Origin of the sequence: Fulvivirga sp., assembly GCF_040218215.1 — a bacterium.
GTDB lineage: Bacteria > Bacteroidota > Bacteroidia > Cytophagales > Cyclobacteriaceae > Fulvivirga.
Map to the genome: position 1 here is coordinate 115,095 of NZ_JAVJQL010000008.1, position 24,881 is coordinate 139,975.

At 37.8% G+C, this 24,881-nt stretch carries 27 protein-coding genes; 11 read left to right on the top strand and 16 right to left on the bottom strand.

The features are described from left to right. Positions 1-45 precede the first annotated feature (45 nt). Both RIB54_RS02680 and RIB54_RS02685 read right to left on the bottom strand, forming a co-directional pair. Positions 46-558, bottom strand: coding sequence for an ester cyclase (locus RIB54_RS02680; RefSeq protein WP_350099155.1), 513 nt, complete (start codon positions 556-558; stop codon positions 46-48). Positions 559-776: 218 nt separating this feature from the next. Continuing rightward, positions 777-1,520, bottom strand: a complete 744-nt coding sequence (locus RIB54_RS02685) for an SDR family oxidoreductase (RefSeq protein WP_350099156.1) — start codon at positions 1,518-1,520, stop codon at positions 777-779. Between the two features lie 107 nt (positions 1,521-1,627). Here RIB54_RS02685 and RIB54_RS02690 point away from each other — a divergent pair, with 107 nt between their 5' ends. Beyond that, positions 1,628-1,981 (top strand): winged helix-turn-helix transcriptional regulator, encoded by a 354-nt coding sequence (locus RIB54_RS02690; RefSeq protein WP_350099157.1) that lies wholly within the window; start codon positions 1,628-1,630, stop codon positions 1,979-1,981. Between the two features lie 181 nt (positions 1,982-2,162). Here RIB54_RS02690 and RIB54_RS02695 read toward each other — a convergent pair whose 3' ends face one another. Continuing rightward, positions 2,163-3,317: an MFS transporter gene (locus RIB54_RS02695; RefSeq protein ID WP_350099158.1), complete on the bottom strand. Its 1,155-nt coding sequence runs from the start codon at positions 3,315-3,317 to the stop codon at positions 2,163-2,165. 130 nt (positions 3,318-3,447) lie between these two features. Here RIB54_RS02695 and RIB54_RS02700 point away from each other — a divergent pair, with 130 nt between their 5' ends. Genes RIB54_RS02700 through RIB54_RS02710 form a run of 3 tightly spaced genes read left to right on the top strand, consistent with a single transcriptional unit; the run spans position 3,448 to position 6,142 of the window. After that, complete coding sequence (locus tag RIB54_RS02700; protein WP_350099159.1) at positions 3,448-4,317, top strand: AraC family transcriptional regulator; 870 nt, start codon at positions 3,448-3,450, stop codon at positions 4,315-4,317. 17 nt (positions 4,318-4,334) lie between these two features. Further along, positions 4,335-5,129 carry an HAD family hydrolase gene (locus RIB54_RS02705; protein WP_350099160.1) on the top strand — a complete coding sequence of 265 codons (795 nt, stop codon included), beginning with the start codon at positions 4,335-4,337 and terminating at the stop codon, positions 5,127-5,129. A gap of 32 nt (positions 5,130-5,161) precedes the next feature. Beyond that, positions 5,162-6,142 carry an aldose epimerase family protein gene (locus tag RIB54_RS02710; protein WP_350099161.1) on the top strand — a complete coding sequence of 327 codons (981 nt, stop codon included), beginning with the start codon at positions 5,162-5,164 and terminating at the stop codon, positions 6,140-6,142. A gap of 5 nt (positions 6,143-6,147) precedes the next feature. Here RIB54_RS02710 and RIB54_RS02715 read toward each other — a convergent pair whose 3' ends face one another. Beyond that, positions 6,148-6,996, bottom strand: a complete 849-nt coding sequence (locus RIB54_RS02715) for a universal stress protein (RefSeq protein ID WP_350099162.1) — start codon at positions 6,994-6,996, stop codon at positions 6,148-6,150. Between the two features lie 324 nt (positions 6,997-7,320). Further along, a complete protein-coding gene (locus RIB54_RS02720; RefSeq protein ID WP_350099163.1) occupies positions 7,321-7,725 on the bottom strand; it encodes a hypothetical protein in 405 nt (134 codons plus the stop codon). Between the two features lie 228 nt (positions 7,726-7,953). Between RIB54_RS02720 and RIB54_RS02725 the strand changes: the two genes are divergently transcribed. The 3 genes from RIB54_RS02725 (at position 7,954) to RIB54_RS02735 (ending at position 10,096) form a co-directional block, all read left to right on the top strand. Further along, positions 7,954-8,391: an Hsp20/alpha crystallin family protein gene (locus RIB54_RS02725; RefSeq protein ID WP_350063842.1), complete on the top strand. Its 438-nt coding sequence runs from the start codon at positions 7,954-7,956 to the stop codon at positions 8,389-8,391. 54 nt (positions 8,392-8,445) lie between these two features. Further along, a complete protein-coding gene (locus RIB54_RS02730; protein WP_350099164.1) occupies positions 8,446-9,273 on the top strand; it encodes a universal stress protein in 828 nt (275 codons plus the stop codon). Between the two features lie 88 nt (positions 9,274-9,361). Then, positions 9,362-10,096 (top strand): PKD domain-containing protein, encoded by a 735-nt coding sequence (locus RIB54_RS02735; protein WP_350099165.1) that lies wholly within the window; start codon positions 9,362-9,364, stop codon positions 10,094-10,096. Between the two features lie 268 nt (positions 10,097-10,364). Here RIB54_RS02735 and RIB54_RS02740 read toward each other — a convergent pair whose 3' ends face one another. The 7 genes from RIB54_RS02740 to sdaAB all read right to left on the bottom strand — a co-directional run bounded on the left by RIB54_RS02740 (position 10,365) and on the right by sdaAB (position 16,194). Continuing rightward, complete coding sequence (locus tag RIB54_RS02740) at positions 10,365-10,940, bottom strand: hypothetical protein (RefSeq protein WP_350099166.1); 576 nt, start codon at positions 10,938-10,940, stop codon at positions 10,365-10,367. 260 nt (positions 10,941-11,200) lie between these two features. Continuing rightward, positions 11,201-11,500: a type II toxin-antitoxin system RelE/ParE family toxin gene (locus tag RIB54_RS02745; RefSeq protein WP_350099167.1), complete on the bottom strand. Its 300-nt coding sequence runs from the start codon at positions 11,498-11,500 to the stop codon at positions 11,201-11,203. Beyond that, a complete protein-coding gene (locus tag RIB54_RS02750) occupies positions 11,497-11,724 on the bottom strand; it encodes a hypothetical protein (protein ID WP_350069105.1) in 228 nt (75 codons plus the stop codon). The genes RIB54_RS02745 and RIB54_RS02750 overlap by 4 nt, the downstream gene beginning before the upstream one ends. A gap of 496 nt (positions 11,725-12,220) precedes the next feature. Then, positions 12,221-12,682, bottom strand: coding sequence for a hypothetical protein (locus tag RIB54_RS02755; protein WP_350099168.1), 462 nt, complete (start codon positions 12,680-12,682; stop codon positions 12,221-12,223). Between the two features lie 96 nt (positions 12,683-12,778). Then, positions 12,779-14,170, bottom strand: a complete 1,392-nt coding sequence (locus RIB54_RS02760) for an efflux RND transporter periplasmic adaptor subunit (protein ID WP_350099169.1) — start codon at positions 14,168-14,170, stop codon at positions 12,779-12,781. Positions 14,171-14,173: 3 nt separating this feature from the next. After that, positions 14,174-15,496: a TolC family protein gene (locus tag RIB54_RS02765; RefSeq protein WP_350099170.1), complete on the bottom strand. Its 1,323-nt coding sequence runs from the start codon at positions 15,494-15,496 to the stop codon at positions 14,174-14,176. Positions 15,497-15,516: 20 nt separating this feature from the next. Further along, entirely contained in the window at positions 15,517-16,194 is a 678-nt protein-coding gene (gene sdaAB, locus RIB54_RS02770; RefSeq protein ID WP_350099171.1) for an L-serine ammonia-lyase, iron-sulfur-dependent subunit beta, read from the bottom strand. Positions 16,195-16,330: 136 nt separating this feature from the next. Here sdaAB and RIB54_RS02775 point away from each other — a divergent pair, with 136 nt between their 5' ends. Beyond that, the gene (locus RIB54_RS02775; protein ID WP_350099172.1) at positions 16,331-17,149 is read left to right on the top strand and encodes an aminotransferase class IV; all 819 of its coding nucleotides are present in this window, start codon (positions 16,331-16,333) and stop codon (positions 17,147-17,149) included. On the opposite strand, the gene thyA is transcribed toward RIB54_RS02775, so the two are convergent. After that, on the bottom strand, positions 17,127-17,921 hold the full coding sequence (gene thyA / locus RIB54_RS02780) for a thymidylate synthase (RefSeq protein ID WP_350099173.1): 795 nt from the start codon (positions 17,919-17,921) through the stop codon (positions 17,127-17,129). The genes RIB54_RS02775 and thyA overlap by 23 nt on opposite strands. 145 nt (positions 17,922-18,066) lie before the next feature. Between thyA and RIB54_RS02785 the strand changes: the two genes are divergently transcribed. Both RIB54_RS02785 and RIB54_RS02790 read left to right on the top strand, forming a co-directional pair. Then, positions 18,067-20,334, top strand: a complete 2,268-nt coding sequence (locus RIB54_RS02785; RefSeq protein ID WP_350099174.1) for an efflux RND transporter permease subunit — start codon at positions 18,067-18,069, stop codon at positions 20,332-20,334. Further along, a complete protein-coding gene (locus RIB54_RS02790) occupies positions 20,331-21,356 on the top strand; it encodes a glycoside hydrolase family 113 (protein WP_350099175.1) in 1,026 nt (341 codons plus the stop codon). Before RIB54_RS02785 ends, RIB54_RS02790 begins: the two co-directional genes overlap by 4 nt. Here RIB54_RS02790 and RIB54_RS02795 read toward each other — a convergent pair whose 3' ends face one another. Beyond that, positions 21,357-21,872 carry a TerB family tellurite resistance protein gene (locus tag RIB54_RS02795; protein WP_350099176.1) on the bottom strand — a complete coding sequence of 172 codons (516 nt, stop codon included), beginning with the start codon at positions 21,870-21,872 and terminating at the stop codon, positions 21,357-21,359. Positions 21,873-22,106: 234 nt separating this feature from the next. Next, the gene (locus RIB54_RS02800) at positions 22,107-22,970 is read right to left on the bottom strand and encodes a hypothetical protein (protein ID WP_350099177.1); all 864 of its coding nucleotides are present in this window, start codon (positions 22,968-22,970) and stop codon (positions 22,107-22,109) included. A 160-nt stretch (positions 22,971-23,130) separates the two neighbouring features. Here RIB54_RS02800 and RIB54_RS02805 point away from each other — a divergent pair, with 160 nt between their 5' ends. Further along, the gene (locus RIB54_RS02805) at positions 23,131-23,814 is read left to right on the top strand and encodes a peptidoglycan DD-metalloendopeptidase family protein (RefSeq protein ID WP_350099178.1); all 684 of its coding nucleotides are present in this window, start codon (positions 23,131-23,133) and stop codon (positions 23,812-23,814) included. Here RIB54_RS02805 and RIB54_RS02810 read toward each other — a convergent pair. After that, positions 23,811-24,881: an alanine racemase gene (locus tag RIB54_RS02810; protein WP_350099179.1), complete on the bottom strand. Its 1,071-nt coding sequence runs from the start codon at positions 24,879-24,881 to the stop codon at positions 23,811-23,813. The genes RIB54_RS02805 and RIB54_RS02810 overlap by 4 nt on opposite strands.

The following is a 24,881-nucleotide window of genomic DNA, read 5'->3' on the forward strand; positions in this document are numbered from 1 at the left end:
TTTAATACGTTTGGGCAAAAGGCACTGCGCTTTGCCGGCTTGTCATTATTTTATTAATTGTTCTCGAATGCCTAAGTCATCAATCAAATACCACATTTCGATAAATTTTCCATCAACAACTTTATAGGATGCATATTCTGTGTACTCTACCGATATCTCATTTGGATTCTTGCCAAAGGAAGTTGTTTTTTTAGGAGTTCCTGTATTACGCAATCTCACAGCTATTCTATCGCCATCTATAAATAGATCTTCAATATGCCACTTATGATCTGGAAAAGTACTTATGACCTGTTTGAAACCTGCAATAGATTCCTCTTTTTTAGATGGTTTCCCTTTGAGAACAACGTCATCATTGATCATGTTTGAAATCGTTTCAAAATCACGTGAATTGGCAGCTTCAACATATTTAAGGTAAAAATCCTTTAGATTATCTCTAGAACTTTCTGCACTAAGCTTTTCATTTGGATTAGTTCTTTTATTACCACCCTGTTTGCAAGCGGTTAAGCACAATGCAATAGTCAATACTGCAAGCATAATTTTTGTTTTATCTATTTTCATAAAATTGTTTTTATCTGTTATTTACATTGATTTATTTTAATTCAATTGTTCCAATTTTGGTTTGAATATAAGGTTTGGGTCAACCATATAGATGAAATACTCATCGTAATGAAATGAGCCCAGACTACCGGGACTCTAGCCTAGGAAAGGTCTCTGTTGTCTTGTGCTATTCGTAATAATAAATCTTCCATGATTTCCAAGATCTCAAAAGACGATATTTATTTCATAGCAAAATTGAGAAGTCCACCATCAACTTTTATCTCTGTTCCAGTAATAAAACTAGCATTGTCAGAAGCCAAGAACAAGACTACTTTGGCTATTTCATCAGGGTCCCCCAATCGCTGCAGAGCAGTAATGGAAGCTAAATATTCTTTCGCTCCTTGTGGTATGGCATTTTCTAATCCAGGTGTTTCAGTTGGCCCAGGACTAACGATATTCACTCTAATTTTTCTTTCAGCCAATTCATTTGATGCAATTTGGGCAATTTTGTTTAACGCCCCTTTAGTTGCAGAATATATGCTGGATCCTAGCGAAGAAGAACTTGCATTGGTTGATGAAGTAAACAATACTGTAGCGCCATCTGCCAAATGTGGAAGTAATTTTTGCAATGTAAAATAAGCACCTTTTACATTGGTATTGAATTGTGCATCAAAATCAGCTTCTGTCGCTTGTGCAATAGGTGAAAATTTGGCGATCCCTGCATTCACGAATAAAATGTCCAACTTTTCGCCATTTTTAGCAATTGCTTTTTCTAAAAACTCAATACCTGCCAAATTTGAAGTGTCAGATACTATGGTTTTCAATTTCGGATTGTTAATTTGTGTTGATGCGTTTCCTAGATTGTCTGTATTTCTACCTGTTATCCAAACACTTGCACCTGCATTTATAAATGCTTTTGCTGTTGCTAAACCAATTCCATTACTACCGCCTGTGATAACTACGTTCTTATTTGTTAAATTCATTTTGATATTATTTAATGTTTGCGGTTCGAAGTTAGAAAGCAATAATTTATTTTAGTTACTTTGTAACAAAAAGTAACAGTAACTTTTAGGTAACAAAGTAACTTATTATGGAGTGTAAAGAATTTAATCAGGGCGAACACAAAAAAGAAATGATGGCAATTCAAGATGCAATGGACGTGCTACGTGGAAAATGGAAAATACAGATTATATCGTCTATTTGTTATTATAGCAAAAGAAGATTTTCTGATATTTTAAATGATATTAATGGTATTTCCAATAAAATGTTGAGTAAAGAGTTGAAGGAACTTGAAATAAATCAGTTAATAAAACGAACTGTTTTAGAAACACATCCTATAACTGTTCAATATCAGCTTACCGAACACGGAAAGACGTTGCAAACTATTATTAATAATTTAACTGATTGGGGAAAAGAACATCGAATAAAAATTATTGGAAAATAAACTCTTTTCTGCAGTTGGTTTGAATAACTGTCCGATTTTTTTCAAGGGTATAGTTTTTCTGCTTACAGGTAACACCTAGACCAAAGGGGGCTTTATATTTTATTATCAAGCTAATCTAATAGATTTTTGAATTTATACTCAATAGGTGGTCTGAATTGCTTAAACTAATTGTTAGCATCAACTAAACAGCGGCCTTTCTTATCACCACCATAAAAGCCACTAATGTAAGTGCTGCTAAAATGCCAAAGCTGAGGGTTAGTCCGATAATCTCGGCACTCCAGCCAATAATTACAGGGCCTAATAGAAAACCGAAATAACCCAAAGTAGCTACTGAAGCTAATCCTCTGGCGGGTGAAACATCTTCTTTCTTTGAGGCTTGCGTGAATAAAATAGGAATAACAGTACTGTACCCAAAACCAATCATTGCGAAGCCGAGTAGTGCTAAAGCAATGCTCTTGGCAAACAGTAAAAGAAGTCCTGCAAAAGCCATAACCAAACCAGCCTTTACAACGGTACCACTAGTAAACTTTTCTATCATATAGTCTCCGTTAAACCTGCCAATAGTCATTGTGGCGGAAAAAGCAGCAAACCCAAAACCCGCCAATGCAGGGCCTGAGCTAAGGTTGTTGCTTAAATAAACAGTACTCCAGTCGGTAATAGCGCCTTCACCAAGCATAATACAAAAAGCGATAACGGCTAAACCTATAAGTGATTTGCCCGGAAATGAAAAGATAACATGCCCCTCCTTGTTGGAGTCATCATTTATATGTCTGATCTTCGGACTAATTACCAGCAAAACTATAATCACTAGCACTACAAATGCCGCAATCATTTGTATCATACCATCAGATTCCAGACCAGCCAATATGCCTCCGATGGTGCCTCCTATTATTCCACCTAAACTGAAAAACCCATGACTGGTACTCATTATTTTAACACCATCTTCCTTTTCTATGGTGTTGGCTACTGCATTCATAGAAATATCGACCCAACCCATTGAAAACCCAACTAAAAACAAGGCCACACAAAGTGTAATGAAATCATAGGCAAACAGAGGTGTAACCATAGTGACACCAAAAAATATTAATGCTAAAACCGTTGATTTCCCCTCACCTTTCCACTTTATCAGGTTAGAGCTTAACAGCATTGATATGATAGCTCCCAGAGGCGTAAAAAACAGGGCCGAACCAAGGTCGCCTTCAGATAGTCCCAAGACCTCCTTTACTTCTGGTATTCTGGTGATCCATAAGGCAAATAAAGTACTCAACAATAAAAAGCATAGTCCCACTGCCATGTGCTTAGGATTGCTGATGTAGAGTTTTAGTTTTTTAATCATGAGGCAAAGTTAGCCGCACGTACAATATACCCATTATGCTACATTATCACATTATTTAACTATATTACCCTGAATGTTAATTTTTACATTAATAACGTTAAAATAGCACAACAATTAAATAGTTGAAAGATTGAAGCCAGTATTTGAAAAAATAGACCCAAGTTTTGGAAGTTCATTCACTGTACAAGTTTTTGATAATAACTCTGCCTGCCACATTTCTAATTGGCATGTTCACCCTGAAATTGAGCTTGTACTGATAAAAAACGGCCATGGCAAACGTCATGTTGGCAACAGCATCACCCATTATTCTGACGGTGACCTCATCCTTCTTGGAGCCTATGTTCCTCATGCTTCTTTCAGCAACGCCATTTATGCTGACAATAAGGAAATTGTCATTCAGTTTAAACGCGAATTCCTGGGCACAGAATTGTTTGATAAAACAGAATTTAAAAGCATTAATCAACTTCTAAACAAGGCTCAGCATGGTTTGACATTTGGGCATGATGTAAAAGACCAGTTGTTTGATGCTATCAACGGTATATCAGAGAAACGAGGTTTTGAAAGACTCTTAACCTTGCTTCATGTCTTGCAAAACCTATCTCAAACTGAAGACCTTAAAACGTTAAGTACCTTTCATAAGCCTACCCTTCCTAACCCTTATGATCAGGAAAGGATCAATGCCATATACGATCATGTGAGTGATAACTATCAGAAGTCCATAACCATTGATGAGATGGCCGATATTGTTAACATGACAGTACCTTCTTTCTGCAGGTTTTTTAAAAGGGCGACAAACAAAACCTTTAGTTTATTTTTAAATCAATATAGAATATCCCAAGCTTGCGACTTGTTAATTGAAAAGAACCTGGCTGTGGGCGAAATTGCCTATCAGGTTGGGTTTCAAAGTGCAACATATTTCAATAGTCAGTTCAAAAAAATAGTAGGACAAAACCCTGCCAGCTATATAAAGAGCTTTCACAGTCAAATAAAACATAATTAAAACACTTTATACAATACATGGATTTTAATCAGGTTAAGCTAGTAGTCTCTGACATGGATGGCACATTACTAAACAGTAAGCATCAATTAAGTGTCGATTTTTATCAAATATTCGAGAAGCTCAAAGCGAAAGGTATTCATTTCGTAGCCGCCAGTGGCAGACAATATTACAACCTGCTTGAGGTATTTCCAGACTTGCATGACGATATGTATTTTATTGGAGATAATGGCAGCTACATGGTGCATAAGGGGCAGGACTTGCATGTGCAGGCGATGGCTCCTGAAGTAGTCTTTGAGCAAATAGAGATCGCCCGGAAAATAAAAGACTCCTACCCTATTTTATGCGGCAAAAACTATGCTTATGTAGATGAGGAGGCACCAGATTTTATAAAGCAAATGACCCAGTATTATAGCCGGAGAAAGATTGTAAAAAACCTGTTAGACGTAAAAGACGATGATTTTCTTAAGATTGCCATTTGTGACTTTGTGGGCTCAGAAAAGAACAGCTATCCGCATTTCAAGCATTTGGAAGGAACCCTGCAGGTTAAAGTTTCCGGAGATCGCTGGCTGGATCTTTCTCACAAAGAAGCCAATAAAGGCGTAGCACTAGGTAAACTGCAAAAGTTGCTAAACATCGGCTATGATCAAACCATGGTATTTGGTGATTTTATGAACGATATAGAAATGATGGCACTTGGTAAGTACAGCTACGCCATGGAAAATGCCCATGAAGAAATTAAGAAAATTGCCAACTACACCACCGCCAGTAATGAGGAAGATGGTGTAGGACAAATATTAAGGCAACTGGTTTAATTCGAACTGGTTTTTAAATATATTAGTACTATATGTCCTCTTTACAAACCTTCGAAATAGCTAACCAGCAGATGGTATTGAAGGCAATTAATCTGGGTGGAATTATCACAGAATTGCTGGTATCAGATAAAAAAGGTCAATTGACCAATGTGGTTTTAGGTTATACAGATATTTCCGATTACCTAACTGATAGTTTTTTCCTGGGTTGTATTGCAGGAAGGTTTGCCAACAGAATTGCTGAAGGGAAATTAACCATTGACGGAAAGGCCTATCAATTGGCCATTAATAATGGCAAGAACCATCTGCATGGTGGTGAAAAGGGATTTGATAAAGTCTATTGGCAAGTCACTAAAGTTGCAGACAATAAATTGATGCTTGAATATGCCAGTAAACATATGGAAGAAGGATATCCTGGCAATTTGGATGTGACAGTAACATACGAATTAACAGATGCCAGTGAGTTGCTGATTGAATATAGTGCCACCACTGATCAGGAAACTGTTATCAACCTGACCAACCACAGCTACTTCAATTTATCAGGGTCTATGGATAATACCATTGCAGATCATGACATCCAAATTGAAACAGACAAACTGGTTGCTGTAAATGCAGATCAAATTCCGACTGGAGTGCTGCAAGATGTGTCAGATACTCCTTTTGACTTTCTGCGCAAGAGAAACTTAGGAAAAGCGATTGAAGACTATAAAAGCTCTGATAATTCAGCTATCGGTTTTGATCATTGCTATGCATTTGAAAGTTCAGAATTTAAGAAAATGGCTCAAGTGAGTTCTAAAGCAACAGGCATTAGCATGCAGGTATTTTCCACGGAACCTGGTGTTCAGCTCTATACTGGCAATCATTTAGTGGCACCATTCCAGCAGCACCAAGCTTTGTGTTTGGAAACCCAGCACTACCCTGATTCTCCGAACCAACCAGGCTTCCCCAGCACTACACTCAAAAAAGACGGCCGTTTTTACAGTAAAACAGTCTATAAATTTGGCTTGAAAGATTGAACTGATCACACATTAATCGTTTGGCTCACATCTAAGAGCGGTAAGCACAAAATTGGTGTATCCAGTCTTTCTACTATTTGTTCTGTGATGCCTCCCCTGCCAAAATGATCCATTCCCTTTCGGCCATGAGTATTCATAATAATCATATCAAGGTTTAAATCCTCAGAAAGGTGTTTCACACCAGTATCAAATTGGTAATCGTTATAAATAACCTCTGTAGTATCAAATTCAAATGCCCTTTTAAAATTATCCATTCGACTTTTCATTGTTCTATAATCGAAAAACATAGAAGGTGTATTGATGCAGCACAAATGCAATTTTGCATTCATTTTAATTACAAAGTCATTGATCCAGTCCTTATTAGTAAGGTATTCGTTATTAAAATCAGAAAGTAGAGCCACGTTTTGTATCTGATTTTTGACTACATTTTTTACAGCGAGCACCGGAACTGATGTATGCCTGATCACTTCCCTCATCCAATATCCGGAAGGCCTGTTTTTATTACCATCTACAAACAAAGAACTCATTATAATCAAGTTGTAAAACTTGTCATTGGCCAGGTTAGCAATATCTTCCTTATCCTTTACGCTGCCAATAAAGAAATTAGCTTCAATCCCCTTTTCAGCGCTTTCTTCAACCAGTGCTTTCAGCTTATGGGTCGCTTCCTCAAAATCAACATTCACCTCTGGGTGCTGGGTTTTTCTTTCGGCATCTGTCAGCTGCATAAAATACTGTGGCAGATTCATAAGGTGAAGAAAAGTGATGCTTTCGCACAGGTGTGCAGTAATGTCAAAGGCCATTGCAATAGTTGCATCAGAATTGCCCGTTAAATCTGTAGGAATTAAAACTTTCATCCGGTAGCAGTTAAAATATTCACTTGTCCTCAGGCTTTGCTTTCCTTAACTTCCTTTTGGCCTTAGGTTTATCCTTTGTTAGCCAATTATCGTCAAATGAATTTCGACCCAGAAAGTGGTTGCCATCAAATAAGGATCCGTAACGATTGCCAAACCGATGAAAAAGGCTGTTTTTTATTTTTAATAGTAACATGGCTTTGTTATTTAAATTTCTAGTTTAAAAGTAGTCCTATCACCTATAATGTCTTGTGATGGCCGTCACGATTAAAATTGATTATTATCAATTTCATCGATCCGAAGGCATCGTACATTATTGAATAAGCTTTACTCGTTTACTTCAGAACTGGACTCCAGCATGCGCTCGAGCCTTTCCTTAAACTCTTTGGTTAAAATCATTAGTGTGTGCTGATAAATTTTTAGCCTGTTATGGTTTTCAATCAACTGCTCATGCCTGTAGCTCTCTTCAAGGTGCCTTAACTTTAAAATATTATCTGATAGTCCCATAAAACGCTCATGCATCTTTAGTTCATTGCCATGAGTGGTAAACTCCCTGATGTGATTATTCAACATGTCTTCATGATTATCAACAAATACTTCTACATGCAGCAATGCATCTCTAAGGGATTTTAATTCATCCAGCCACATTTTCATATCATGGTGCCACATGTTAATATCAGAATCCCATTTTTGATGCTCATGATGTATTTTTAACTGACTTGGTGTATTCATAATTACTTTTTTCGATAAAATTATACTTCATCCGAGACTATTGTCATGACACAACTCATCCCACAAAATGACCTTACTCAGGTAATTTTTATGAGGTGATATTACCCAATATTTTGTATCGATACGCTGATAATTCTCACCCAGAAGCATGATTAGGGTCATGTGAATCATGAAAGGTATAGATGATATTTAAGTTATAATTAACAACTTTTAAATCAGGAGGTTAATATGAAATCATTAGAAAAACCATCGGTATTTCAGGGCGTAAGCACCCTGTTCAATGACTTCTTCGAGGACAATCGTATGATGAACCTTGACTGGGCAAATGGATGGACAAAAATGCCATCTGCCAATGTTATTGAAGATGACAAAGAGTTCAAAATTGAACTGGCCGCCCCCGGCATGAAAAGGGATGACTTTAAAGTTGATATTGTTAACAACAAACTGACCATCAGTTCTGAAAAGAAAGATGAGAAAGAAGAAGTTAACGAAAACTACACCAGAAAGGAATTCAGCTATAATTCATTCTCAAGAGCCTTTATTTTACCTGAATCTGTAGAAGTAGATAAAATTGAAGCTTCTTACAAGGATGGTATTCTAAAGCTCGATCTTCCTAAAAAACCAGAAGTAGCCAAATTGACTAAAAAGGCTATTGCTGTTCATTAACACTTTAAAGAGTTCCCCCCTTGGCGGGGGAACTCTTACTAAACTTTCACCGTCATGATCAAGCGCATATTAGTACCCACAGATTTTTCAGAGTGTGCCGAAAATGCTATACGCTATGCCGCACGCCTTGCAAAAGATATTAATGCAACGGACTTAATTTTGTTAAATGCCTATAAGTTGCCTGTTACTTATGGAGAAATGACCATTTCTGCTATTGCAGAAGACCTGATTGAAGAACAGGAGCATGAAGTTGAACTGGAATTTACTAATCAGATCAATAAACTACCTGAACTTAAAGAAGTCCCTCACTACTATGTGCATAAAAATGCCCTTATAGAAGATGCTGTTGCTACTATGGCTGACGAATTATCCATTGACCTCATTGTGATGGGCACCAAAGGGGCACATGGTATTAATGAGATTGTATTGGGTACTAATACTCATGTAATTACCAAAAATTCCAAACATCCCGTATTGGTTATACCTCAAAATGCGAGCTATAGGGCTATTCAGGATATAGCTTTGGCTACCGACTACAAAGCATTAAACAGCAGTACAGTTGACGTGCTAAAATTTTTTAACAGAATCTTCAGAAGCAATATTCACCTGGTACATATTAGCGATAAAGAAATTATTACTGAAGAGGAAATAGCAGAGGCTAAAAGTGTAAATCAGCATTTTAAAAACATTACGCATCACTTTCATTTCATCATCAATAAAGACATGGAAGAAGGTATAAACAGCTACATCAGGGAGAAGAAAATAGATATGTTGGCCCTAATACCCAGAAAGCACGGCTTTTTCTACTCTTTATTTAACAAGAGCCATAGCAAAAAACTAATCTATCATACAGAAATACCTTTGTTAGCCATTCCGGACTAGAAAAATATCGGCAGAATAAATTTATAACTTAGTTTGGGGGATAGGATTTTTAAAGAATAGCCTTAAATTGAATTTCAATTTTATTCTGATGAAAATACCTGGCAAGCTTTTACCCGTTTTTTTAAGTATAATTCTATTCAGTTGCGACAAAGATGATGACCCTACGGGGCCGACTCCTGTACCGTCATTCGCTCAAGACAGGTTGGTAATAGAAGCTGGAGAGACCATAACTTTTACCAATACATCAACTGATGCGGCCACTTATCTCTGGAATTTTGGTGATGGAGGAACTTCAACCGCTGAAAACCCTAACTATACCTATGCTGCCACAGGTACTTATGATATAGTTTTAACAGCGACAGGATCTGGCGGTATCTCCCAAACAGCCACTGCTTCTGTGGTTGTGGGACAACGATATGCAGTCGCTATTGGCATCGTTTCAATAAATTTTGAAAATGCGAATTCAGAGCCATGGGATGATGATTCAGGCCCAGATGTACTATTTGGGTTTGCCAAAGTCACTGATACCTCTATTTCATTATTTGATCTGGGTGAAGATTATGTGGCTGAGGATTTTCCGGTGGGCGGTGAGTTAGAACCTGATAGTCAAACTTTACTCACGAATGAAGATTGGTCATTCATTTTTATTGACAATGATGAGCCTATGGATGAGTTAAATTTAGAAAATCAGGATGCTGTTATGTTTTATACGGAACTGAACCCAACTACCATAGCCAGCGAAAAAGATTATGAAACCGGTGAGGGATACTTTACAGTAAATGAATTTGGATTTGAATTTACCATTGGATTTCAGGTAAGATAAATACGATAACAGTAGAATCCACTAATTAGATTTTTTCTCCACTCTATAGTTCGCTTCCTCACGAATTTTTCATGTACGTAGTTATGAAACCCATCCTATTGTTTGTTTCGTGAGGACACGAAACAGGGCTAAGTCACTTTGCTTTAGGACTTTCTAAAATCTGAATTTCACCCATATACTTAAAATACTACTTTCTTTAGATATTAAAAACAGTAGTTATAGCAGTGCAATCAAATACCAAAGGCATATAAAATCGATTGGAGTGCTTTTACTTCTTAACGTTCAGTTGCATCCACTCGTCAATAGAGCTGGCAGGCTTTTGAAATTCTACTTTTTCTTCGATTTTTTTCTGAGCACTTTCAATAGACTTATCTACCATGGTGTGAGATATATGTTCGTACTCCTCCAGCCCTAACCTATCAAGTAAAGTAACCAGTCGTTCACCTCCAAAGAGATTAAAAAAGGCGTTGTCAAAGGACAGGTAACAGGTTAATGGGCCTTCCCCATTGTGACTATCTGCTACCTCCTGCATTACCGAGGCCATAGGGTGTATGTCACCAAGAATCATTGTATAATCCATACCAAAAGTCTTCCATTTACCTTCATCATGCATAAGTAATGAGAACCTGGTATCATGGTCTCCTTGGTTAACCCGCGACACTTCAAAGAGCTTTTGGAGCTGCTGATAGGTATCCTTAAAAAAGCACACCACAATAATGTCTTTGGAAGAGGTAAACTTCTTCCTGATGTCATCTACCATCATTTTGTATTTGGCAACCTCTGTGCGATAAACGAGGTAATCTATCTTCTTTTTGGGAGGCTTGCTTTTAAATAGTCCGAACATGGTACAATATAGTGCTTATTGGTTATTTTAGAAAGCACTAGTTTTAGAAGATTCTGGTCTGTCTGCCGACAAAGGCAGGCTTGATCTGTAATCCTTTTTTGACCCTGAATTAATACCTTGGTTTGTGTCCTCATGAACTTTTAATGTAAGTCGTTATTCTATTGCTTGTTTCGTGAGGACACGAAACAGGGCTAAAGTATGATAAGGATTTTTTGCAATTGATTTTTATATAAGAAAGTAGCAAAGTACGACACAACTATCTAAGACTTCAAATTATTCGGGTTCTGATGAGTATTCCAAAATGTTATTAAGTCAATTCTATCTTTATTGATTACTCTGTAAAACAGGGTAATATGATCATTAACAACACATTTATGGACGTTTGTCTTTTTTCTATGTAGTGGATATAATTTTGGATGTTTAGAGATGTTTGCAACTACTTCATCAACACGGTCTAGGAAATTATTGATGGCTGTGTTATTCCATTCTTTTGCCAAATAATCAATATTATCATTAAAAGTAAGTTCTGACTCTTTTGTCCAGAAAATCTTCAAGCTCATTTTTTGAATTTCTCCCGCATTTCCTTCATAACTTCCTTATGCGCACGGCCTGAACCTGCATTAGACTGTTCAATTCCTCGATCTAAAGAATCTTCTAATAGGTGATCGATCGACTCTTTTTTTGCTGAATAATCAAGCATGTTTTTTATTGCCTTGATCAACGATTCATCTTTAACCTGACGTAATCTCTCAATAAGGTTTGCCTTTTCTAACTGAATATCCATTGCTATACTTTTTTGTTAAACAAATTAACAAATTAATTGGTTATTCTGTGCCATTTATGACCTTGGGTAATCATTAATCAATAGAAACTCTTCCTGAAATACGTTTTGTGACAACTGTATATAGCGTTAATTGCTTTGAGAAACCCTTTAAGGACTAAGGGGATTGCTGCTTACGCATGATGACGCTCTTTATTATCGTCATTTCGACTGAGGAATGAGGGAGAAATCCCTATCAGATTCAGGAGACTTATCACTCCACTGCGTTGCGTAGCGAAGTGACGAACAGTATTTTCTTCCTTGATTTGCGTCCTAAGAAATCAACTTTTCAAATTTAGGCGTCTTTTCGAACCGAGGCACGATGGAGAAATCCCCTTCAGCTTAAAGGGTTTCCAGCTACACAAAGCGATGGTTTGTGTCCTCATGAACTTTTCATGTAAGTCATTATTAAACCCATCCTATTGCTTGTTTCGTGAGGATACGAAACAGGGCTAAGATATTAACACTTACTCTTTTTCATTCTGAGGAGATTTTCCATTTTTTCCATGAATTCAGTTGACCAATAATCATCAGGAAATTGAGTAATTGTGATGTTGTTTAACTTAATCTTCATTTTATATACATTATCTTGCACATGTAGAGGAACAAGTTTAATCTCAACACCATCTATTAATGATTCTATAATATGGAATACATTTTTTTTATAATACTCAATCCTTAAGTTCTCTTCTTGAATTGAAACCTTAGTAATTCTAACGCTACTCCAGTAAAAACCTCTAATTATTAAAATTATAAGGATCATTACAAATGCTGCCGCTGCAGGTGGAAATGAAAATGTACTAATAATGATTCCAACGACATTGCTAGCTAGCGCCATCCAATACCTTAAAAGGTAATTAAAAAATCTATCCCAATATTCTATTGAATTTGATTTAAATATGCCGTCATCTTCCTTAACCATGCTTTTACCTTTGTGCAACCAAAATATTAAAATAAACAAAAAAGGTCCAAGCAAAACACCTGAACCTTTTTAAGATATAACATTTTATAAGACTAACTATTCGTCTTCAGTTTCCTCTTCTTTCTTATCATCCTCTTTGCCTCTCTCTTTCTTAGATGTTACTGCATCACCATCAGAAAGTCGCTTAGACACTACCAAGAATGGCCCTGAAACAATCTCCTCACCTTCTTTGATACCTTCCAGTATCTCAATGTTTTCGTAGTCGCTGATACCCGTTTTAACTTCACGCATCTTAGCTACACCTGCTTCATTCACAAATACAACTTCTTTAACCTCTTCATCAGGTTTTGGAGCATTATTGGCCTGCTTTGGTTGCTCTTCTTCACCATCACCGCCTCTGCCAAACTTCTTGTCATCACCAGGTTTTCTGGTAGTAACTGATGACAATGGTACAGATAGAATATTGTTCTTACGCTCGGTAATAATCTCCACACTGGCTGTCATACCCGGTCTGAAAGGGTATTTGTTGCCTTCTTTAATCAAATCTTTATAAGAAGAGTTAAGGATCTTAATCTTCACCTCAAATTCAGTTACCGCATCAGCTGAAGCTTTGTCATTTGCTGTATTGGCAATCAAAGTCACAATACCTTTAAATTCTTTCTCTAAGTGACTATAAGAGTCCACATCAATCAATACAGTATCACCAAGAGCAACTCTAATGATGTCATTCTCATTAACATTAACACGCACTTCCATCTGGTTCAAATCAGCAATACGCATCATCTCTGTACCCTGAAACTGCTGCGTACCCAATACTGTCTCTCCTTGCTCTACGTTAAGTTTAGAAACGGTACCTGTCATTGGCGATTTTACTGTGGCCCTTCTTAAGTTTTCCTGCGCCTGTGATAATTGAGCCTCATTGTTTTTTACGACAAATTTTGATGCCTCTACAGATTCCTCAGCAGACCTTAGATCATTCTTCGCTACCTCATAATTCTGCACAGCCAATTGCCAGTCAGCTTCTGAGATCACTTTTTCATCCCACAGTTTATTTTGACGGTTATAGTCCTGCTCTGCTCGCGTAAATGTGGCTTTTGATCTTGACAAACTTGCTATTGAAGAAGCCAGGTTTGCCCTTTGTGTATTTAAAGATGCCCTGGACTGTTCTACCGCAGCTATAAAATTATCAGGCCTAACTTTAGCTAAAACAAAGTCCTTTTCTACGGCATCACCTTCTTCCACGTTAAGCTCAATAAGCTCACCAGAAACCTCCGGACTCAGCTTAACTTCCAATACAGGCTGAACCTGACCAGAAGCACTTACCTTCTCTACAATGGTAACTTTCCTAGCTAAAGCCACTTCTACTTCAGTTTGTTTAGGTTTACCTATCCATCCTGCCGATCTGCCAATCACCACAAAGATGATCAGGACGATGAATGCACCTATTACATAATATAACCACTTATTTGATTTCTTCTTCTTTGCCATTTTTTATAGTTCTAGAGGTTTCCCTTGATAAAAATCCAATACTTTAAGTTTGAAAATATAGTCGTATTTAGCCCTGATAAGATCAGAAACAGCCCTGTTGTAATCATTTTCAAGAATTGTAAAATCTGTAATATTAACCGCTCCCTGCTCACGCTGTTTTTTTACATTCTCATAGGCTAATTCCAAAGATTCTACCTGACGTTGATTACCATTATACGTTTGCAATGCGGCTTCTACATTCAGGTATGCCTGTTCAACTTGCTGTCTTAATGTATTCTTCGCTTCGATATCATTAATCTCCGCTCTTGTCTTGTTGATTTTAGCCACCTGCACAGATTGACGCACCCTGAAGTTGTTGAAAATAGGCACATTTAAATTGAAACCCAGATTCTGGCCCAGGTTATTATCTAACTGTTCACTAAACCCAAAGGCTGTATTTTGATCATTAAATCGTGTATCTACCCCTACAAAAGCAGTGATCGTTGGGAGCCTGCTGCCTTTGGCAGCCTCAAGGCCGAGCTCACTCGCCCTTATCCGCAACTTTGCTGCTTTCACTATGGGCTGTGTTTCAAAAGCAAGTTGATAAATCTCTTCCGAGGTGGCCGTAACGGGAACAACTTCCTCAACCGATAGCTCGGGAATGAAAATTGAAAAGTTAGGGTCATAAGGAAGCTGTAGCAATTGCATCAATTGAAGTTTTGCCAAATTCAAATCGTTTTTACGGGCAATAAGCTGTGACTCGTTAGTGGCCTCCTGCGCTATGGCCTGTAATTGGTCAGCCATTGGCAATGCTCCATTCTGCACAAGTACTTTAGTCCTTCTTACCTGTTCGGCTGATGATGCCACTTGTATAGTAGCTGATTCCAGCAACTCCTGATTAAATAAAACCTGCAAGTATGCCTGAGCTACATTCAATCCGATATCATTTTTGGCCTGTTCCAAATCAGTGATGGACGCTTCAAGCAAAAAGTTGTTTTGCTTTATTGTATTGTAGTTTGCAAAACCGTTAAAGAGCGTAACATTGGCAGAAAGGCCGAAAGTATTGGTTCTGGAGTCCAAATCTGTAATCAGGTTTGTAACCGGGTTAACATTCTGCCCGAAATTGTAAACATGAGAGGCACGACCGTTTAATGATGGTGCCAAATCAGCCTTACTCTGGTTCAAATTTGACAAACTCTGATCTATATTAAGATTAGAGCGTTTTACTGAGATATTATTCTTTATTGCATAGTCAACACATTCCTGCAATGTCCACTGTTTGGCCTCTTGTGCAAACACAGCAGAAGAACTTAACAATATGAATATCAATAATTTAAGATACTTCATTCAATAGTTTATTTATCATTTTATAAATCAATATCCGGGATGTAGATCACCTCATTTACCCACTTTAGGCTTTTAAGGTATTCCAGTGATAAGGGCCTGAGACCAGAATCCATCTCAATCACCAGACAGGCCACATCATTCTTTCCTTTTCTTGAAACTGACATGGTAGCTATATTACAATCATCATGATTTAGAATATTAGCAATTTTGGCAATACTACCTTTAGTGTCGGCTGCTTTTATAATCAATGTGTGAAGGTTTGCAGAGAAGTCAGCGTCAAAACCATCAACTTCAGCAATGTTAATCACTCCACCCCCTTTGCTTTGCCCTATCACTTCTACTTTTTTATCACCATTGGTCAGGTTAAGCTTAATGGTATTCGGGTGCATGGTTGAGGCATTGCCAACAGATTTGAAAGTGTAGAGAAGGTTCTCCTTTTCAGCATGATCAAAAGCGTTCTTAATTCTATCGTCATCTGTTTTATAATCCAACAAACCTGCTACTATGGCCCTATCGCTGCCATGGCCTTCATAAGTCCGGGCAAAAGAATTGTAGAAAGTAATAACAGCCTCTGTAGGTTTGCTACCTAACACTCTAATAGCTGCTCGGGCGATACGTACAACACCAGCAGTATGCGAGCTAGAAGGGCCAATCATGATTGGTCCTATCATATCAAATACACTGCTTTTTTCTGCCATAGTTATCCCTTATTTTACGGTATCAATATTAGCTATAATTTTACAACTCGAACAAGCTTTAATTATAAATGGTTAATATTCATTGTAAAACTCAAAAATGCCATGCCAAGGTATTTTTATTACTATTTTAGAATCATTGAAAGCACTGTTTAACGATACACTCATTGAAGATCATCTGGCCATTCAGGTGAATAATCGTGCCATACAGTTTGGAGATGGCCTTTTTGAAACCATCATTACCAATAAGGCCACCATACCCCTGTTTAAATTACATTATGACAGGTTGATGCATGGTGCCAAATTACTGTCATTGAACCTGGACTTATCAATAGCCGACTTTGAAAGAAAAATCACCAAAGTAATAGAAGCCAATGAAGCCAATGAGTATAATCGTATCAAGGTTTTGGTATGGCGAGGTAGTGAAGATCAGCAGGGCTATTATTCAGGCTCTGAAAAGGTGGAAATTTTAATTAGCACCAGACCTTGTGATCAGCCAACCATTAGAATTATTGAAAAAGCAGCGTTTTCTGAAAATGTAAAAGTAGCTTTTCATTCTTACTCATCACTTAAAACCATTAGCGCCCTGCCCTATATCATGGCTGCTATTGAGCGAAAGAATAGAAAGCTGGATGAGCTAATTTTAACGGATGTTAATGGGAACATTTCAGAATGCGTATCAAGCAATATCTTTTGGATCAGGAAAAATCAATTATACACTGCAGGTCTTGAGTGCGGCTGTGTTGGTGGGGTTATGCGTCAGCATATAATGAACACAATCAACTTAAAGGGCATTCAACTCAGTGAAGTAATAGCGCAAAAGGACGAGTTACTAGCAGCAGACTTCATCTTTACCACTAATGTTGCAGGCATAGGAATTATAAAGGCTATCAATAACAACGCCTACTCAACATCAAACTCTCTGTTTGAAAATATTAAACAGCTATTGGGGCTTTAATGGTCGGATGTGCCTGATAGTTCACAATTTCAAAATCCTCAAACTTATAGTCAAATAAGCTGTCTGGTTTTCTCTTTATAACCAATTGCGGAAGCTCAAATGGCTCTCTGCCCAATTGTGTATTGGCCTGTTCGATATGATTGTTATATAAATGTACGTCACCACCAGTCCACACAAACTCACCAGGTTCCAAATCACACTGCTGCGCAAACATGTGAACCATGAAAGCATAAGAGGCAATGTTAAAAGGCACCCCTAAAAAGTAATCCGCACTACGTTGGTATAACTGACAAGACAATTTACCATCGGCTACATAAAACTGGAACAATGCATGGCAAGGTGGTAAAGCCATTTTATCTACTTCTGAAGGGTTCCAGGCGGTAACAATATGCCTTCTGGAATTTGGATTGTTTTTAATCTGATTCAACACCTGGGTTATTTGATCAACAGTTCCTCCAGAAGGTGTAGGCCAGCTACGCCATTGGTGCCCATAAACAGGGCCTAATTCACCATTTTCATCAGCCCACTCATCCCAAATGGATACACCATTATCTTCTAGGTATTTAATATTTGTATCACCATTCAAAAACCACAATAACTCATAAACAATTGATCTGATGTGAAGCTTTTTGGTAGTAACCAATGGGAAACCCTTAGAAAGATCAAACCTAAGCTGCCTTCCAAAAACACTGATGGTACCTGTTCCTGTTCTGTCTCCTTTTTGAACTCCATTGTCCAAAATATCCTGCATCAAATCGAGATATTGCTTCATATGAGTAGTATTTGTAGTGGTTCTTCAAAAATATAAATTAATAAGCATCATTCACGGACAAAATTTTGAAATTTGTCGCAGCAGATAAAATACTTATCAAACACTTATTAAATCAATACTGTTAGCTGACTAGAAACTTTCATTCATGACCAAAAAACTTGCTGTCAGCACCATCCTGTTTATTCTTTTAATAACAGGACTATCTATAAGTCAATTACCAAGTCTCAAGTTCAATTATGTATTTGAAGATTTCTTTCCAGTTGATGATCCGGAACTTGAATTTTATAAAGAGTTCAGCAGCAAGTTTGAAAATGATAATGACTACTTACTTATAGGCATAAAAAATGAACAAGGTATTTTTAAATCGGAACTGCTCACAAAAATTAAAGAACTAACTGATAGCCTGGAGAAAGTACCACAAGTGGAATCTGTTATTTCCATCACCAATATAGAGCAGCCTATAATCTCTAAAGCCGGAATTTTCAATATCCCTTTGGTTCACCCTGAGTCTCCTGACAGGCTTAATGCCGATAGTGTAAGACTCTTTAAACAACCACAATACATAGGTTCCCTTATTTCTCAAAATGGAAAATCAACAGTCGTGGTCATTCGACATATAAACTTTAGAGATAAAGAAGCTACAGACCAGTTTTTAGGCATAATTCAGAGCCTATTAGGGCAATCAGAATTTGAACAATATCATATTGCTGGCAAAACCTATGCTCAGGGAATCTTTATAGGCAAAATACAGGAAGAGCTCATGACTTTCATCAGTGCCTCTGTTGTGTTAGTCATTCTATTCCTCGGTCTTGCTTACCGCAACTGGTGGGGCATTGTCATTCCTTTGCTGATTGTATCAGTCTCTACTATATGGATCTTGGGCTTCATGGCCGTCACCAACAAATCGTTGGATATACTCATGTGCCTTTTGCCTACCATCATGTTTGTGGTGGGGATGTCTGATGTTGTTCATTTGATGACTAAGTACATTGAGAACTTAAGAAATGGAGATAGTAAAATAGAGTCAATAAAAATTGCCGCCAAGGAAGTTGGTATGGCTACCTTTCTCACATCACTAACCACCGCTGTAGGTTTCTTAACTCTTTATACTGCGAGCATAAGACCCATTCAGGAATTTGGGCTATATACTGCCTTGGGCGTTGTCATAGCGTTTGTCGTAACCTTCACCCTACTGCCGGCCTGTATGTTGCTATTACCGGCACCCTCTATATCTATCAAGATGGCGCATAAAACATCATGGGTAAAATTACTGAGCAGATGCTTTTTGGGGGTAATGAAAAACAGAACTACTGTTTTAGTATCAAGTGCAGCATTGGTGCTAATTTCTGTTTATGGAATTAATCAGATAGTGGTCAATACCTACCTTATCGAGGATCTACCCAATGATGATCCCTTAAAAGTGAGCTTCAATTTCTTTGATCAGCAGCTGGGTGGTTCAAGGCCGTTTGAAGTTGCAGTCGAGGTTAAAGACTCTTCCAAAACAGTATTTAGTCCGGATATAGCACGGGAAATAGAAAGGGTCAGCGATTATCTTAAGTCAGAACATGATGTTGGTGGGCTCACCAGTTCAAATAGTGTACTTAAGGCGTTGAATCAAGCTGTAAGTGGTGGCTCTGCAAAAGAATACACTTTGCCTGATAATAAAGTTGAATGGCGTGCTATTGAACGCCCTCTGAAGCGCATGAAAATTAAAGGTGATTTAGATGGTAAACTGACGGCTGATAATGAAATGACCGGGCGTATGTCAGGCTGGATCGATGATATAGGTAGTGCGATTAGCTTGAAGAGAAATGAGGCGTTTAGAACATACATTGACGAAGAAGTAAACACTTCTGACGTTGACTTCATCCTGACAGGTACATCCAATTTAATTGACAAAAACAATGGCTATCTGGCCGAGAATATGATGAAAGGTTTGGCTATTGCCTTTGCGGTAGTGGCGCTTATTGCCGGATTACTTTTCAGGTCATTGCGTATGGTCCTCATTACGCTCATTCCTAATATTATTCCCCTGATGATGGTAGCGGGAATTATGGGTATTTTCGGAATTACACTTAAGCTATCTACCTCAATAGTTTTTACCATTGCCTTTGGTATTGCCGTGGATGACACCATCCATTTTACCAGCAAACTAAAGCTGGAGCTGGATAAAGGAAAGTCGTTATTATATGCGCTGAAAAGAACTTACTTGAGTACAGGTAAAGCCATAATAGTGACAAGTATTATACTTTCAGGAGGATTTCTGATCCTTATCCTCTCCTCTTTTGGAGGCACATTTTTCACGGGATTGCTCATCAGCCTTACACTTATTTTCGCATTGATCATTGATTTAACTTTATTGCCTACTTTTATAATATTGTTCTTTAAAAGGAACCACAAAAAGAATCAATGAAAAAAGTATTTCTCTCAATTATATTATTTGGAGTTCTGGTGATAGGTTTACTATCATTCAATAAAGAGCCTTTTGCTAAAACCAAAATCAATGGTGTCAGTTTTGTAGCCCCAAGAAATGAGATTTCATCAGACGAGCTAATGCCGCTAAGAGCTGTGAACACTGGATGGATTGCCGTTATACCTTATGCTTTTACCAGAGAGGAAGAAGGAGAAATATTCTTTCATCATACCCGGCAACATTGGGGTGAAAGCCTGTATGGCGTTGCAAAGACTATTGAAATGGCTCATAGTATGAACATGAGTGTAATGGTGAAACCACATGTATGGGTCAGGGGGCAGGGCTGGCCAGGTGATTTTCAGCCTGATAGTGAAGAAAAATGGAAATTATGGGAAACCAGTTACACCAAATATATTTTAGCATATGCTAAAATAGCCGATTCAGTAAATGCTGAGCTTTTTTGCATTGGCACCGAATTCAGAAAGGCAGTAGTGCAAAGACCCGAATATTGGAAAGGGTTAATCAGTGAGGTAAAAAAGGCATATAAGGGTAAAATTACATACGCTGCCAACTGGGACAATTTTGAGAATGTCACATTTTGGGATCAACTTGACTACATCGGCATAGATGCATACTTCCCTGTCAGTGAAGAAAAGACACCTTCGAAAGATCAGATAAAGGAGCAGTGGGCTGAAAGCAAAAGTCAATTGAAAAAGCTGTCAGATAAACACAACAAACCGATACTATTTACAGAGTTTGGCTTTCAAAGTGTAGATTTTACAGCGGACGGGCACTGGAAATATGATCAGGATACTTTAGCAGTCAACCATCAGGCCCAGGCCAATGCCTTTGATGCTACTTTCGATACTTTTTGGAAGGAAGATTGGTTTGCAGGTGGTTTTGTCTGGAAATGGCATACTAATCACGAAAATATAGGTGGTGTTGCGTGCAAAGAATTTACTCCTCAAAACAAACCAGCTGAAGGTGTAATTAAAGAGTGGTTTGGTAAATCACTCAACTGATTACATCGGAAAAGACAATTTTGGTTTGTCAACAGCCTGAGCCACTTTAACTTCTACTTTCGTAGGTTTTGACACCTCCTTAACTTTTGTTGGATCCCTGGGTTCGTTTTTGGACGAATCTGGAATATTGGCATATTGCTGAATGAACTTATGCAGTTCCTTTTGGCGAGCAGTTATTTCAGGAAGATTTAAGGAAAGATACTTATGGTAAATTCTATAAATCAAATCCCACTCACTCTTGTCCATGAAGCCATCTGCATTGGCTATTAAACACATCCATGCAAGGCAGTTGATTTGATCGTTTTTATCAAAAGTTTTTAACTCCTTGATACAGTCATCAAAAATCTTCTCCCGATCATGCCTGCTTAACTCATCAATCTCAGCATAGAACTTATCTTTGTTCATAGACATGTGCCACATCATCTTGTCGCCCATTTCCTCTTCCTTCTTGTGGACTTCACCATCTGCATGGGTTAGCAGATAGTATAGTTTTGTATTGACTGTTATGCGATTCATAGTTGGTGTTTCTAATGTAATATAATCTACCATAAATAAAAACTATGCCAATGAATATTTTTTGGTTAAACAGCTTAAAATCATCGTTTTAGGTAATATTCAAAATTTTTTAATTCCTGTTTTGGGAAATAATAACAGCTGTTTCCCATATTAAGATGTAAGAAATATGCTTAAACAAAAAGAAGCCATCCCGTTATGTTGAGATGGCTTCAAAAAAACTGCTGTCTTTATTTATTAACCCAGTGTCACATCTTCTTCAACTCCGTCCACAGTAATTGTAACTTCATTATCACATTCCCCATCCCCAAAGTCAAGCGTAATAACCTTGTTGCTGGTTGTTATTACGTTCACACCATCAACAGGCAGCCCAGCTCTCCTACTTCTTCTACAGTTTTTCACAAAAACCAGGTCCTCAGCAATAGCACTCGCATAAGTTACACCTCTTCTTGTAGTGCCTGATGCAGTTCCTGAAACAAGTATTCTATCGTTAATAGGGTTTAAAGCTCTCTCCCATACCCTAACATGATCAACTTCCCTTGTAGCGAAAGTACCATCTGGCCAAGTGACTTTACCTCCTTCCAGCATCACACTGAATGATAAGGTATCACGGTCATCTTCTGTGATATTAGTGACAGTACGTTTGCCTTCTACTTGAATATCATTGATTGAATAATCTTCAAAAGTCAATGTAGTTGTACTTCCTGGCAAAAAGAAACTTCCGACATGGGATATAAATATCTTTCCTTTTCTAACATTTCCATTAGCATCAATACAGCCATCACCAAAGTCAAGCGTGATGGTACCTTCTTCACGCGTTCCTTCATAAGAAAATACACCTTCACAAATCCTGTCATCTTCTATATCACCTTCTGCAATACGGTCTCCTGAGTTTGCATCAGCGGATTCCAAAGAAACTGAGGAAATGTCATCCACATCTTCAAAAACAGCATCCATTTCAGCTTCTGCAGATACAATCTCCGCAGCCTCAGACTGATTTTCGGTCATGTCTTCTTCACCACAAGCCACAAGCACAGCAGTCATTAATACTGCCAACACTAACTGATTAATTGTTCTCAATTTTAATTTCAAAGTCTCCATAGTAGTAATATTTAATTTCTTTTAAATTCTAAATTTTGGTTTCGGTATTTCACTTAAGTTGTTTACAATACCATAACCCACCAATCATATTTTACCCCTACTCTTGTTCAAATTATTTTTTATTTCTTTCCTTTGGTGCCGGGATATCAAACTGCAATTAATGAGTTCACTAGAGCAAGTTCTTCTTCAAAATAGGCATCAGTTCACTTCTGTTACACATTTCAATTTTGAGAAGGAGCCTTTTCATATTTTCGATTTCACCTCAAACAATTCTGCTCTTTTGAATATCGACCTTAACAATGAGCAGGCTTTTACTGATTATGTCTTTAACACTTTATATGATAACTCATGTAGTGTTGGGGTTGGAGGCTATGGTGAGGATAGGTTTATCTACTCCAGAAGCGAAGTCTTTGGTGGTGAGGAAAGCAGATCGATACATTTAGGTATAGATGTATGGGCCGCAGTGGGTACTGCGGTCTACACGCCACTAGATGGCACAGTCCATAGCTTTGCCAATAACAATCAGCATGGTGATTATGGCCCGACCATTATACTCGGGCACCAACTGGAAAATGTTAAGTTTTACACCCTTTATGGACATTTAAATACTGAATGTCTTAATGACCTGTTCGTAGGCAAGAAGTTGAAAAAGGGTGACCACATTGCCAATTTCGGAACTTATGAAGAGAATGTTCACTGGCCACCACATCTGCATTTCCAGATTATTCATGAAATTGGGGACTATTCAGGAGACTATCCGGGTGTTGCCAAACCTAGTGAAAAGGAAAAGTGGCTGAAGAATTCACCAGATGCAAACCTGATTTTAAATATAAAAGGCCTTTAAACAACCTTCTTCTCTATATAGTTTGAGTTAAGAATGCTCAGTGCGCCCATGTACCTAAGTTTAAAAGACACAAGATCCCCGACCTTGTAATTTCTTCTTGTCCTTCCTAAATCGATAATAAGCATATCACTGCTGGCTCCTGATATCTCAATTTTCTTATCGTCAGGTATCAGGAATTCCGGAGAAATGTCCAGAAGGCCAATATCTATGATAGCCCGGTAGCTGGTTTTCCCATAGTCAGATTCATTGATTTGTGTTACTTCTCCAGAAGGATTCTCAGCAAGCTCTCCAATTGGCACTTTTGGTTTTTCACTCAGCTCAATTATCTCAGCATGAAGTTTAAAAACATCATCCTTCATGCCTTTGACTGTTTTCATTGTGAATAAGTTTAACCCAAAATAGAGGATCTCACCTACCCTAAAATGATTGATCCCCATTGGGCGCATATTTTTAAGCAACAATGGAATAGTCACAGAAGTACCTCCTGATACCCAGGGAATCTTTCTGTCAAACTTCACTTCAATCAGCTGCTTATACAGGCTCAACTGAATCAGTTTGTCCTGCGATGGCATAACTCCATGAAGGCAATTTAAATTGGTACCAAGTCCAACAATTTTAATTCCGGGCAATTTAAAAACACTGCTATAAAACTCGATAACATTCTCGCCAACAACACCTTCCCGCAAATCACCCATTTCAATCATTATAATGATTTTATGAAGCTTCTTTTGCTTTACAGCCTCATCAGAAAGCATTTTTATAGTAGTATACTCACTATTAAAACTAACATCTGCGAACCTAACAATCTTAGGTATGCTTCGTTTGGCCGGAGGTTTAATGTAAACAGTCTGTATATCTGGGTTGATACTTTTAACAGTCTTCAAATTGCTAATCCTTGAATCATGGATCTCCGTAATGCCCAAGTTGAGTACTTCTTTAATATAGCTTTTATTGCCACAGAGTAGCTTTGTCACCACTCCCCATTCAATTCCCCGCTGATTAAAGAGCTTTTCTAAAAACTTATGATTGTGTTGAAGTCTTGATCTATATAATTCTAAAAACGCCAT